Genomic DNA, 11,628 nt, shown 5'->3' with positions numbered 1-11,628 from the left:
CCTCCCCGGCGGGGCATGGCAGGCTTGACGCATGGCCGCGCAGATCAACCCCAGCATCCTGTCCGCCGACTTCGCCCGCCTCGCGGACGAGGCCGAGGCGGTCGCAGGCGCCGACTGGCTCCACGTCGACGTCATGGACAACCACTTCGTCCCGAACCTCACGCTCGGTGTGCCGGTCGTAGAGTCCCTGGCCCGGGCCACGGACATCCCGCTGGACTGCCATCTGATGATCGAGGCCCCCGATCGGTGGGCACCCCAGTACGTCGAAGCGGGTGCCTCGTCCGTCACCTTCCACGTGGAGGCGGCGGCCGCCCCGGTGCGGCTCGCGCGCGAGATCCGGGCGAAGGGCGCCCGCGCCTCCATGGCGCTCAAGCCCGCGACGCCCATCGAGCCGTACGAGGACCTGCTGCCCGAGCTGGACATGCTGCTCATCATGACGGTGGAGCCCGGTTTCGGCGGTCAGGCGTTCCTCGACATCATGCTTCCCAAGATCCGCCGCACCCGGGAGCTGATCGGCAAGCACGGGCTGGAGCTGTGGCTGCAGGTCGACGGCGGAGTCTCGGCGGCGACGATCGAGCGGTGCGCGGACGCGGGAGCCGACGTTTTCGTGGCAGGTTCCGCGGTGTACGGGGCAAACGACCCGGCAGAGGCGGTACGTGCACTACGCACCCAGGCCGAGGCGGCCACGGCTGCCGCGTCCTGGGCGTGCGACCACTGAGGTACGGGAACGTGAACGGCTCCGATCAGGGCTGATCGACTGCGCCGGATCTGCAAGGATGAACGGCGTATCCAGAGTGTGAACAGCAGTGAGGAGATGGCCGTGTCGGGTATGTCGGCGGGCCGGTCAGCCATGCGGATGGGACCCGCTGAGCTGGTGCAGGCGGCGGCCATGGCCCGCCGCTTCTACCTAGAGGGCAAGTCCAAGATCCAGATCGCGGAGGAGTTCGGCGTCAGCCGCTTCAAGGTGGCCCGGGTCCTGGAGACCGCACTCGAAAGGGATCTCGTACGCATCGAGATCCGTGTGCCGGCCGAGCTGGACGCCGAGCGCTCGGACGCGCTCCGCGCCCGCTACGGCCTGCGGCACGCCGTCGTGGTGGAGTCCCCGGCCGAGGCGGAGGAGACCCCCGATCCGGAGAATCTCGGTGAGGTGGCCGCCGACCTGCTCGGCGAACTGGTCAACGAGGGGGACGTGCTCGGCCTCGCCTGGGGCCGGTCCACCATCCACATGGCGGCGGCGCTGGACCGGCTGCCGCCGTGCACGGTGGTGCAGCTGACCGGCGTGTACGACGCCGGGACCTCCGAGCGCGGTTCGGTGGAGGCCGTCCGGCGCGCCGCCCAGGTGTCGGGGGGCGACGCGCACCCCATCTACGCGCCGATGCTGCTGCCGGACGCGGCCACCGCGGCCGCGCTGCGCAACCAGACGGGCATCGCCCGTGCCTTCGAGTACTTCGACAAGGTCACGGTCGCCTGTGTCTCCATCGGTTCCTGGGAGCCCGGGATCTCGACGGTGCACGACATGCTCAGCGACGAGGAGCGGGCGCACTACGCCACGCTCGGTGTCGCCGCCGAGATGGCCGCGCACCTGTTCGACGCCGACGGCCGCCGGGTCGGACGTGACCTGGGGGAGCGGTGCATCACGGTCAAGGCCGACCAGCTGCGCCGGATCCCCGAGGTCGTCGCGATCGCGGGCGGCCAGCGCAAGGCGGCGGCGATCGACGCGGTGCTGAGGTCGGGGCTGGTCACCAGCCTCGTCACCGACACCTCGGCCGCCGACTACCTGATGACGGCGGGACCCACGCCCAAGCCGACCCTGAGCCGTTCGGACCCCGACGGCTCCTGACGGGGGACCGCCGCGGCGGCACCGGTACCGGTGACAACGCTGCCGTGGCGGTCCGCCCGTCCGGTTCGGGCCGTCGGGCGGGCCCGCGCGCCCGGTGGGCTCAGGAAGCGGGCCGCTCCGCGGGACCCGAGGCAAGCGCCGCGTCGATCAGCAGGCCCGCCGCCTGCCGGGCGACCGCGCCCGCCGACGGGTCGCGGTCCATCCGCGCGGACACGCTGCCGCCGTCGTACAGCAGCTGGAGCTGGCGGGCCAGGCTCGCGGGATCCGGTGCGCCGGCCTCCCGCGCCAGGTCGGTCAGGAGCGCCCGGACCCAGGCCCGGTAGAGGTCCGAGATCTCTTCGATGGTGCCGCCCCGCTTGGCCTCCGCGCTGGCCGCCAGGAAGGCGCACCCGTGGAAGCCCTGCTCGGAGAAGAGCGCGGTCTGCGCGTCGAAGACGGCCAGCAGCCGTTCCCGCGGACCGTCGGCGCCCTCGACCGCGCGCAGCAGGCGGGCGGACATCCGGGCGTACCGGGAGTCGAGATAGGCGCGGATGAGCTGTTCCTTGCCGCCGAAGGTGTTGTACAGCGAGGCCTTGGCGACGCCGGCGCGCTCGATGATCCGGTCGATCCCGACCGACTGCACGCCCTCCGCGTAGAACAGCTCGTTCGCGGCCGAGAGCAGGCGCTCCCGGGCCGTCGGAGCCTTGGCGGTCAACGCCTTCGTCATGCCACCCACCTTCTCGACGCTTCCACTCTACGGGCGAGGGGACCGCTGCCTGCCCCGTCAGCGGGGCGACACCGCGTCGGCGTGCCCGGCTTCCCGGACCTCGACGGCCGGCGTGCCGCCTGAGGCCACCAGCACCCCGGACGTGCTCTGCGTCCCGCGGCGCAGCAGCAGGGCCGCGAGGGCCAGCAGGGCCAGGCCGATGACCACCGCGCCGTACTCCTCCGAGGTCGGGACGAGTCCGCCGCCGTGCACCACCAGGGCTCCGGCGACGACGGACGGGACGCCCATGCCGAGGTAGGCGACGACGAACAGCAGGGACAGCACGCCCGAGCTCTCGTGCGGCCGGGTCAGCGGCAGCACGGTGCGGATGCCGCCCTGGAAGCCGCTGCCGAAGCCGAAGCCGGCGACGGCCGTACCGGCGAAGAACAGGGCCGGTACGTTCTGCGCGACGGCCAGCAGGGTGACGGCGACACCGACGACCAGCGCGCCGATGCCGGTGTACATCACGGTCGTCGCACGGGCGTCGCGCAGCAGGAGGACGGCGACGGCCGCCACGAACGCGAGGACGAACAGGCCGAGGCCGCCCCAGACGGCGGAGGTGGAGCCGACCAGGGTGCGCACCAGGGCCGGGCCGAGGGAGCCGTAGAACCCGGCGAGCGCCCAGACGGCGAAGATGACCGGGGCCGCCGCGAGGGCCGCGCCGCGGACCGTGCGCGGGAGCTTGATCTCGGGCACCAGCGAGGCGAGCGCGCCCGGCGCGCGGGTGACGGTCTCGTCGATCAGGGAGATGGCGACGGCCTGGGCCACGAACACGCCGAGCAGGCCGAGGTAGATCGTGTGGGTCGGGGCGGGCAGGTACTGCACGACGAAGCCGCTGACCAGGGCGCCGGTGGCGGTGCCCAGACCGGGGGCGAAGGCGTTGGCCATGGTGCCCCGGGAGCGGTTGATGTCCATCATCGCGGCACCCACCGCGCCGAGCGCGGCACCGGTGGACAGGCCCTGCACGATCCGGGCGACGAGCAGTTCGCCGACGCCCCCGGCGGTGGAGAACAGCACCATCGCGACGGCCTGGGCGGCGATCGCGGAGATCAGCACGGGGCGGCGGCCGACATGGTCCGACAGCTTGCCGAGGACCAGGAGGCCGGACAGGACGGCGATCGCGTAGATGCCGAAGACCACGGTGGTGGTGATCGGGCTGAAGCCCCACTCGGCCTGGTAGGACGCGTAGAGCGGGGTCGGCGCGCTGGAGGCGGCGAGGAAGGAGACGACGATGGAGGCGAGCACGTAGAACGCCGCGCGGGGCGGGATCGGCCTGCTCTGCGCCGTGGGTCGGGCGTGCTGTGCGAGGTGGTTCATCAGGAGAGATCCTTCGCGGGGACGGTGCCGGAGATCGTCGGTTCACAGATGCCTGAAGTGAGTAGACAGGTCTGTCTACATGACCTGGTCAACCCCATAGACAGGTCTGTCTATTCCGACGCCGGGAAAAAAATTCCGGGGAAGCCGGGAGGGCGGCGCGCGGCTCGATGGGAGCGTCTGCGCCTGCCCGGCGCCGCGAACCCCGATCATGTGAATGACATACGGGCACGAAGGCCGAGTGCCGATCACTTCCGGAGGACGCGGTGACCACTGAACCCCAGCCCGCACGGGACGCCGAACCACAGCCGGTGCTCGGGCCGTTGACCACCGCCGCGATCTTCCTGGTGGTCAGCGTCGGCCCTGGGCACGAGGAGCGGGCGCGGGACGTGCTCGGCGATCTCGCCGCGCTCTGCCGCAGCTTCGGGTTCGGCGCCCCGGACGGCGCCCTGAGCTGTGTCGCGGGCATCGGCTCCGACGCCTGGGACCGGCTGTTCGCCTACCCCCGGCCGGCCGGACTGCATCCCTTCCGTCCCCTGGAAGGCGCCCGGCACACCGCCGTCGCCACCCCCGGCGACCTCCTCTTCCACATCAGGGCCACCCGCTTCGACCTCTGTTTCGGGCTGGCCGCCGAGATCATGCACCGGCTGCGCGACGCGGTGACCGTCGAGGACGAGGTGCAGGGCTTCCGGTACCTGGACGCCCGTGACCTGCTGGGCTTCGTCGACGGCACCGCCAACCCGGTCGGCGCCGCCGCCCGCAGGGACGTCCTGATCGGCGCGGAGGATCCCGCGCACGCCGGCGGCAGCTACGTGATCGTGCAGAAGTACCTGCACGACCTGGACGCCTGGAACGCGCTGCCGGTCGAGACGCAGGAGCGGATCATCGGCCGGACGAAGCTGACCAACATCGAACTGGAGGAACAGGGCTCGCACGTCGACCTGAACACCGTCACGGGACCGGACGGCAAGGAGCAGGACATCGTGCGCGACAACATGCCCTTCGGCAGCCCCGGCCAGGGCGAGTTCGGCACCTACTTCATCGGGTACGCCCGCAGGCCGGACGTCATCGAGCACATGCTCCGCAACATGTTCCTCGGCAACGAGGACGCCCGCTACGACCGGATCCTCGACTTCTCCACGGCGGTCACCGGCACCCTCTTCCACGTGCCGTCCGGCGACTTCCTCGACGACCTGCCCCCGGCTCCCGGCAAGGCGTGACGCGGGCGCGCGTTGTCATCCGGTGCGCCGGTGGGTTCTACTGCACCGGTGTCCCCCCACAACTCCTCCCGGACGGAGCTGAGATGACGACGGATCCGTGTCTGGTCGTGCTCGACCTCACCGGGGTCGCGGACAAGGCGGCCCTCATGGACCGCGCCGCCACCGCCCTCGGCCTGCCCGACTGGTTCGGCCGCAACTGGGACGCCCTCGCCGACGTCCTCCGCGACCCCTCGGTGTGGGCGCCGCAGGCGGCCGGCCGCGGCCTGGTCCTGGCCGTGACCGGCTGGCAGGGGTACGCGCAGGCCCGCCCGGCGGAGTGGGGCACCGCCCGGGACGTGTTGGCCCAGGCATCCGCCGACGAGCCGCGGCTGACCGTGGCGCTCGCCCTCGGATGACCCGGCGAGCGGCGCCGACCGCCCTTGTAGCTTCCTCCTAAGCGGCTCTGACCTGCCTGGACGTTCGTCCCGGGCACCGCATACCGGTCGCCATGGGACAATGAAGTACGTGCTTTTCCCCTTGGCCGGCCGGTCCGGGGGTCACCTCTGATCGACCGGGATGTGCGGCACGTGCGTTTCCTCAATGACATCCAGCCCGCGTACGACCTGACGTACGACGACGTCTTCATGGTGCCGAGCCGCTCCGCGGTCGGCTCGCGGCAGGGCGTCGACCTCGACTCGCCGGACGGCACGGGCACCACCATCCCGCTGGTCGTCGCGAACATGACCGCGATCGCGGGCCGGCGGATGGCCGAGACGGTGGCCCGGCGCGGCGGTCTCGTCGTCATCCCCCAGGACATCCCGATCGACGTGGTCACCGACGTCATCGGCTGGGTGAAGAGCCGCCACCTGGTGCTGGACACCCCGATCGTGCTCGCCCCGCACCAGACCGTCGCCGACGCGCTGGCCCTGCTGCCCAAGCGCGCGCACAACGCGGGCGTCGTCGTCGACGAGGACGGCCGTCCCGTCGGCGTCGTCACCGACCAGGACCTCAACGGCGTCGACCGCTTCACCCAGCTGGCCGAGGTCATGTCCCGCGATCTGCTGCTCCTCGACGCGGACATCGACCCGCGCGAGGCGTTCAACAAGCTGGACGCGGCCAACCGCCGCTACGCCCCGGCCGTCGACCGCGACGGCAGGCTGGCCGGCATCCTCACCCGCAAGGGGGCCCTGCGCGCCACCCTGTACACCCCGGCCACCGACGCCCGGGGCAGGCTGCGGATCGCCGCCGCCGTCGGCATCAACGGGGACTTCGCGGACAAGGCCAAGCAACTGCTCGACGCGGGTGTCGACACGCTCGTCATCGACACCGCGCACGGCCACCAGGAATCGATGATCAACGCGGTCAGGCTGGTCCGCGGCCTCGACCCGAAGGTCCCGATCGCGGCCGGCAACATCGTCTCCGCCGAGGGCGTCAAGGACCTCGTGGACGCGGGCGCGGACATCATCAAGGTCGGTGTGGGCCCCGGCGCCATGTGCACCACCCGCATGATGACGGGCGTCGGCCGGCCGCAGTTCTCGGCCGTCCTGGAGTGCGCCGCGGAGGCGAAGAAGTACGGCAAGCACGTCTGGGCCGACGGTGGCGTCCGGCACCCGCGGGACGTCGCCATGGCGCTGGCCGCGGGCGCGTCCAACGTGATGGTCGGCTCCTGGTTCGCCGGCACCTACGAGTCGCCCGGCGACCTCCAGCAGGCCGCCGACGGCCGGCTCTACAAGGAGTCCTTCGGCATGGCCTCGGCGCGCGCGGTGCGCAACCGCACGTCCGAGGAGTCCGCCTACGACCGGGCCCGCAAGGCGCTCTTCGAGGAGGGCATCTCCACGTCCCGGATGTTCCTCGACCCGGCCCGGCCGGGCGTCGAGGACCTGATCGACTCGATCATCGCGGGCGTGCGGTCCTCGTGCACCTACGCCGGCGCGGGGTCGCTGGAGGAGTTCGCCGAGAAGGCGATCGTGGGCATCCAGAGCGCGGCCGGGTACGCGGAGGGCAAGCCGCTGCACGCGAGCTGGAGCTAGCCGCTTCACGGACGGCGGCCGGGCTCGTGTTCTACTTCGGGTACGGCTGTCGCCGGTCCCGTCCTGCACCACCTGAAAGCTGAACGACCCCTTGCTGAACGATCTCGACGAACGCATCGTGCACGCCCTCGCCGAGGACGCCCGCCGCTCCTACGCGGACATCGGGCAACTGGTCGGCCTGTCCGCGCCCGCCGTCAAACGGCGCGTGGACCGGCTGCGCGCCACCGGGGCGATCACCGGTTTCACCGTGCGGGTGGATCCGGCGGCCCTCGGCTGGGAGACGGAGGGGTTCGTCGAGATCTACTGCCGGCGCAACACCTCGCCGGAGACGATCCAGCGGGGGCTGGAGCGCTACCAGGAGGTGGTGGCCGCGTCCACGGTCACCGGGGAGGCCGACGCGGTCGTGCAGGTCTTCGCGTCGGACATGCGGCACTTCGAGCGGGTGCTGGAGCGGATCGCGGGGGAGCCGTTCGTGGAGCGCACCAAGTCGGTCCTGGTGCTGTCGCCCCTCCTGAGAAGGTTCTCCTCAGGAGCACCGGGGTAGGTCCCTGCCCACCGGAACGGGGAGTGCGGGTCGTGCGCCGGGTTCGGCCCGGTGGGGGCCGTTCGCGCGGTTCCCCGCGCCCCTTCGGGCCCTGCCCGCACCCGGCGCACCACCGCACCCCTATCCCGCCGTCTTCCGCGCCAGCGCGTTGTTGCCGATGGAGTTGTGCACGCTGAAGCTCACCGCGTCCGACCGGTACCGGTCGTCGGACCACTCCACCGGCCGCCCCTCCCGCGTCGTCGTCACGCGCCGCACCCGCAGCAGCGGGCTCGTCCGGCGGATGCCGAGCAGTTCCGCGTCCTGCGCCCCGGCCGCCACCGCGTCGATGACGTGCTCGCCGTAGGCGAAGACCAACCCCTTGTCCTCGTAGAGGCGTTGCGTGACCGACGGGCAGTCCGGCTCTATCGTCTCGACCGCCGGGGAGATCCAGTCCGCGTACACCGTGCGCTCCAGCAACACCGGCTCGCCGTCCAGGCCGCGGACCCGGAGGACGTGCAACACCCGGGTGCCTGAGGTGAGTTGGAGGCGTACCGAGTCCTCGTGGGTGGCCGGGCGGTACTCCTGGGACACCACGTGCCCGGTCGCCTCGCGGCCCATCGACCTCGCCCACTGCGCGAAACTGCGCAGCTCCGCGAAGCTCTGGCTGCGCCGGCTGGCCAGCACCATCCGGCGGGCGCCCTGGCGGGAGCCGATCAGCCCCTCGGAGGTGAGCGCGGCGACGGCCTGGCGGACGGTGCCGCGGGACACGCCGTACTGCGCCGCCAGCTCCGTCTCCGCGGGCAGCCGACTGCCGACGGTGTACTCCTCGCGGTCGATGGCGTGCCGCAGCTCGTCGGCGATCTCCTCGTGTCGCGCCGTCATGCTTCCCCTCTGATCAGACCGCTGTGCACAGCGTGACCAGCCTAATCGACGTCCTGGGGTGATGCGTGTCAGCCGCGAATGTGCAGGGAATCAGGGGCTGGTGTTTCTGCTGTGTTCATGAACAGGCCACTCGCACCGGGCGTACTGGGGTCAACTTGTTCAGACAAGTTCGCTCGGCGCCCGCCACAGCGCCGCCCACAGCGCCACCCTCGTGCGTACTCCCTGGAGAGACCGTGATCGTGTCCCTGCCGAGAACCGCCGTCCTTGGCGGCTCCCTCGCCGTCGTAGCCGCGCTCGCCCTGAGCGCCTGCGGCGCCGCCCCCGACAACGCGTCGTCCACCACCTCCGACGGCAAGAACGCCGCCACCGCCGCCTCCGCCGCCGACCTCGGCGGCATGGACAAGCTGGTCGCCGCGGCCAAGAAGGAGGGCGCGCTTCACATCATCGCCGTGCCCCGCGACTGGGCCAACTACGGCGCCATCATCGACGGCTTCCAGAAGAAGTACGGCATCAAGATCGAGGACGAGAGCCCCGACGGCTCCAGCCAGGACGAGATCAACGCCGTGACCTCGCGCAAGGGCCAGGACCGTGCGCCGGACGTGCTCGACCTCGGTTCGTCCTTCGCGCTCAGCGCCGCCCAGCAGGGGCTGCTCGCGCCGTACAAGGTGACCACGTACGGCGACATCCCCACCGCCCAGAAGGACCCGCAGGCCCGCTGGTACAACGACTACGGCGGCTACATCTCCATCGGCTGCGACGCCAAGCGCGTCAAGACCTGCCCGACCACCTTCGCCGACCTGCTCAAGCCGCAGTACAAGGGCCAGGTCGCGCTCAACGGCAACCCGACCAAGTCCGGCTCCGCCTTCGGCGGCGTCTACGCGGCCGCGCTCGCCAGCAAGGGCTCCTTCGACGACATCCAGCCCGGCCTGGACTTCTTCGCCAAGCTGAAGAAGAACGGCAACTACACGCCCGTCGAGTCCACCCCGGCCACCGTCGAGAAGGGCGAGACGCCCATCTCGATCGACTGGGACTACCTGAACGCCGGCTACGCCGACGAGTTCAAGTCCAAGGGCGTGGACTGGAAGGTCAGCATCCCGTCCGACGGCCAGTACGCCCAGTACTACTCGCAGGCCATCAACAAGGACGCCCCGCACCCGGCGGCCGCCCGCCTGTGGCAGGAGTACCTGTACAGCACCGAGGGCCAGAACCTGTGGCTCAAGGGCTACGCCCGCCCGGTCCTGATGACCTCCATGGACTCGGCCGGCACGCTGGACAAGACCGCCGCCGCCAAGCTCCCCGCGGTCACCGGCACGCCGTCCTTCCCGACCGAGGCCCAGCAGGACAAGGCCAAGACGGTGCTCTCGACCGGCTGGTCGAAGGCCGTCTCCGGATGACGGCCACGCTCACGCGGGCCGACGTGGCGTCCGCCGCTTCCCAGAAGCGGCGGCGCCGCGCCCCCGGCTGGCTCGCCGTCGTCCCGCTGCTGGTCTTCACGGCCGTCGCCTTCGGGCTCCCGGCCGTGGCCATGCTGAACGGCGCCTTCACGGTCAAGGACCCGGCGACCGGGGTGTCCTCGTACACCGGGAGCAACCTCACGGACTCGCTCCAGGGCCCGTACCTCACCGCCCTCGTCGGCAGCGTCAAGCTGTCCGCGCTCTCCGCCCTGATCGCCGCCGTCCTCGGACTGCCGCTCGCGCAGGCCGTGGTCAGCTCGCGCTCCCGGGCGCTGCGCGAGGCCGTGCTCACCGCCTCCGGCGTGCTCGCCAACTTCGGCGGTGTGCCGCTGGCCTTCGCGTTCGTGGCGACCCTCGGCAACGCCGGTGTGCTGACCGTGCGCCTGCACCTCGCGGACCACGGCTGGAACCTGTACAGCTTCTGGGGCCTCGTCCTGGTCTACCTGTACTTCCTGATCCCGCTGATGGTCCTCACCATCACACCGGCCCTGGACGGACTGCGCGCCCAGTGGCGGGAGGCCGCGCTGAACAACGGCGCCACCGGCGTGCAGTACTGGCGGTTCGTGGCGCTGCCCGTGCTCGCGCCCTCGCTGCTCGGCGGGCTCGTCCTGCTCTTCGGCAGCGCCTTCGCCGCCTACGCCACCGCCGCCGCGATGGTCGGCAGCGCGGTCCCGCTGGTGACCCTGCAGATCGCCGACGCCCTCTCCGGCAACGTCCTGGTCGGCCAGGAGAACGTGGCCCTCGCCCTCAGCCTGGACATGGTGCTGGTGGCGGGCGTGGTGATGGCCGTGTACCTGCCCCTGCAACGACGGAGTGCCCGATGGCTCGACGCCTGACCCCCTGGCGCTGGGCCGTCCTAGGCCTCGCCGCCCTGTACTTCCTCGTCCCGCTGGGCGCCTCCGTCGTCTTCACGGTGGACGTGCCCGGCCAGGGCGTCACCTTCGACGCCTACAGCCAGATCCTGTCCGCCGACGGGTTCACCTCCAGCCTGCTGCTCTCCCTCGAGCTGGCCGTCGCCACCATCGCCGTCGTGCTGCTGCTGATGGTGCCCGCCGTGGTCGCGCTGCGGCTGAGCGCGCCGAAGCTGCGGCCCGTCGTCGAGATCGTCTGCTCGCTGCCGCTGGTGGTGCCGCCGATCGCGTTCGTGGCCGGGATCGCGAGCGTTCTCAAGTGGGGGCCGGACCACCTGTCACGGACCCCCCTGTTCGAGACGTTCGTCGCCATCCAGAACCCGGACTTCCCGTTCGTCCTGGTCCTCGCGTACGTCGTGATGGCCCTGCCCTTCGTCTACCGGGCGCTGGACGCCGGACTGCGCGCCGTCGACGTCCGCACCCTCGTCGAGGCCGCCCGCAGCTGCGGTGCCAACTGGCCGCAGGCCCTGGTCAGGGCCGTACTGCCCAACCTGCGCGGAGCGCTGCTCAACGCCTCCTTCCTCACCCTGGCGCTGGTGCTCGGCGAGTTCACCGTCGCCCGGCTGCTCGGCTTCCAGCCCTTCGCCGTGTGGATCTACAACGTCGGCGGCTCGCAGGCCCAGATGTCCGTCGCCGTGTCCGTGCTCAGTCTCCTGGTGACCTGGGCCCTGCTCCTCGCGCTCGCCGGTGCCGGCGGCCGTGACCGTACCGCTTCCTCCCGGGGATGAAC

The 11,628-nt window shown here is 71.5% G+C and carries 12 protein-coding genes; 9 read left to right on the top strand and 3 right to left on the bottom strand.

Annotated features, from left to right (window positions below):
- Window positions 1-31: 31 nt before the first annotated feature.
- Together rpe and ACIQOE_RS30000 are read left to right on the top strand one after the other, a co-directional pair.
- Window positions 32-718, top strand: a complete 687-nt coding sequence (gene rpe, locus ACIQOE_RS30005; protein ID WP_351320084.1) for a ribulose-phosphate 3-epimerase — start codon at window positions 32-34, stop codon at window positions 716-718.
- Window positions 719-796: 78 nt separating this feature from the next.
- Window positions 797-1,840: a sugar-binding domain-containing protein gene (locus ACIQOE_RS30000; RefSeq protein WP_351320082.1), complete on the top strand. Its 1,044-nt coding sequence runs from the start codon at window positions 797-799 to the stop codon at window positions 1,838-1,840.
- Between the two features lie 100 nt (window positions 1,841-1,940).
- On the opposite strand, the gene ACIQOE_RS29995 is transcribed toward ACIQOE_RS30000, so the two are convergent.
- Window positions 1,941-2,546: a TetR/AcrR family transcriptional regulator gene (locus ACIQOE_RS29995; protein WP_365573674.1), complete on the bottom strand. Its 606-nt coding sequence runs from the start codon at window positions 2,544-2,546 to the stop codon at window positions 1,941-1,943.
- A 57-nt stretch (window positions 2,547-2,603) separates the two neighbouring features.
- A complete protein-coding gene (locus tag ACIQOE_RS29990) occupies window positions 2,604-3,902 on the bottom strand; it encodes an MFS transporter (RefSeq protein WP_365573677.1) in 1,299 nt (432 codons plus the stop codon).
- 263 nt (window positions 3,903-4,165) lie between these two features.
- Between ACIQOE_RS29990 and ACIQOE_RS29985 the strand changes: the two genes are divergently transcribed.
- From ACIQOE_RS29985 to ACIQOE_RS29970, 4 genes are all read left to right on the top strand, one after another.
- Entirely contained in the window at window positions 4,166-5,119 is a 954-nt protein-coding gene (locus ACIQOE_RS29985) for a Dyp-type peroxidase (protein WP_365558232.1), read from the top strand.
- A gap of 83 nt (window positions 5,120-5,202) precedes the next feature.
- The gene (locus ACIQOE_RS29980; RefSeq protein WP_365558235.1) at window positions 5,203-5,514 is read left to right on the top strand and encodes a barstar family protein; all 312 of its coding nucleotides are present in this window, start codon (window positions 5,203-5,205) and stop codon (window positions 5,512-5,514) included.
- A 171-nt stretch (window positions 5,515-5,685) separates the two neighbouring features.
- Window positions 5,686-7,128, top strand: coding sequence for a GuaB1 family IMP dehydrogenase-related protein (locus tag ACIQOE_RS29975; protein WP_365558238.1), 1,443 nt, complete (start codon window positions 5,686-5,688; stop codon window positions 7,126-7,128).
- A gap of 91 nt (window positions 7,129-7,219) precedes the next feature.
- Window positions 7,220-7,672 carry an Lrp/AsnC family transcriptional regulator gene (locus ACIQOE_RS29970; RefSeq protein WP_046726552.1) on the top strand — a complete coding sequence of 151 codons (453 nt, stop codon included), beginning with the start codon at window positions 7,220-7,222 and terminating at the stop codon, window positions 7,670-7,672.
- Between the two features lie 120 nt (window positions 7,673-7,792).
- On the opposite strand, the gene ACIQOE_RS29965 is transcribed toward ACIQOE_RS29970, so the two are convergent.
- Window positions 7,793-8,533, bottom strand: a complete 741-nt coding sequence (locus ACIQOE_RS29965) for a GntR family transcriptional regulator (protein WP_351320071.1) — start codon at window positions 8,531-8,533, stop codon at window positions 7,793-7,795.
- A 233-nt stretch (window positions 8,534-8,766) separates the two neighbouring features.
- On the opposite strand from ACIQOE_RS29965, the gene ACIQOE_RS29960 reads away from it, so the two are divergent.
- The 3 genes from ACIQOE_RS29960 to ACIQOE_RS29950 are packed head-to-tail and all read left to right on the top strand — an operon-like array spanning window position 8,767 to window position 11,626.
- A complete protein-coding gene (locus tag ACIQOE_RS29960) occupies window positions 8,767-9,927 on the top strand; it encodes an extracellular solute-binding protein (RefSeq protein WP_365558241.1) in 1,161 nt (386 codons plus the stop codon).
- On the top strand, window positions 9,924-10,823 hold the full coding sequence (locus tag ACIQOE_RS29955; RefSeq protein ID WP_351320067.1) for an ABC transporter permease subunit: 900 nt from the start codon (window positions 9,924-9,926) through the stop codon (window positions 10,821-10,823). The genes ACIQOE_RS29960 and ACIQOE_RS29955 overlap by 4 nt, the downstream gene beginning before the upstream one ends.
- Window positions 10,808-11,626 carry an ABC transporter permease subunit gene (locus ACIQOE_RS29950; protein WP_365558244.1) on the top strand — a complete coding sequence of 273 codons (819 nt, stop codon included), beginning with the start codon at window positions 10,808-10,810 and terminating at the stop codon, window positions 11,624-11,626. Before ACIQOE_RS29955 ends, ACIQOE_RS29950 begins: the two co-directional genes overlap by 16 nt.
- Window positions 11,627-11,628 lie beyond the last annotated feature (2 nt).

The organism is Streptomyces sp. NPDC091282 (assembly GCF_044757385.1).
In the GTDB taxonomy this organism is placed as follows: domain Bacteria; phylum Actinomycetota; class Actinomycetes; order Streptomycetales; family Streptomycetaceae; genus Streptomyces; species Streptomyces gramineus.
Note: the sequence above shows the minus strand (reverse complement) of the source record. Positions and strands in the feature narration are given on the sequence as shown.

What these genes read in the sequence shown, in the direction of transcription:
- rpe (WP_351320084.1), top strand. Translation starts at nt 32, where the DNA reads ATGGCCGCGCAGATCAACCCCAGCATCCTGTCCGCCGACTTCGCCCGC.
- ACIQOE_RS29995 (WP_365573674.1), bottom strand. Translation starts at nt 2,546, where the DNA reads ATGACGAAGGCGTTGACCGCCAAGGCTCCGACGGCCCGGGAGCGCCTG.
- ACIQOE_RS29990 (WP_365573677.1), bottom strand. Translation starts at nt 3,902, where the DNA reads ATGAACCACCTCGCACAGCACGCCCGACCCACGGCGCAGAGCAGGCCG.
- ACIQOE_RS29980 (WP_365558235.1), top strand. Translation starts at nt 5,203, where the DNA reads ATGACGACGGATCCGTGTCTGGTCGTGCTCGACCTCACCGGGGTCGCG.
- ACIQOE_RS29965 (WP_351320071.1), bottom strand. Translation starts at nt 8,533, where the DNA reads ATGACGGCGCGACACGAGGAGATCGCCGACGAGCTGCGGCACGCCATC.
- ACIQOE_RS29955 (WP_351320067.1), top strand. Translation starts at nt 9,924, where the DNA reads ATGACGGCCACGCTCACGCGGGCCGACGTGGCGTCCGCCGCTTCCCAG.
- ACIQOE_RS29950 (WP_365558244.1), top strand. Translation starts at nt 10,808, where the DNA reads ATGGCTCGACGCCTGACCCCCTGGCGCTGGGCCGTCCTAGGCCTCGCC.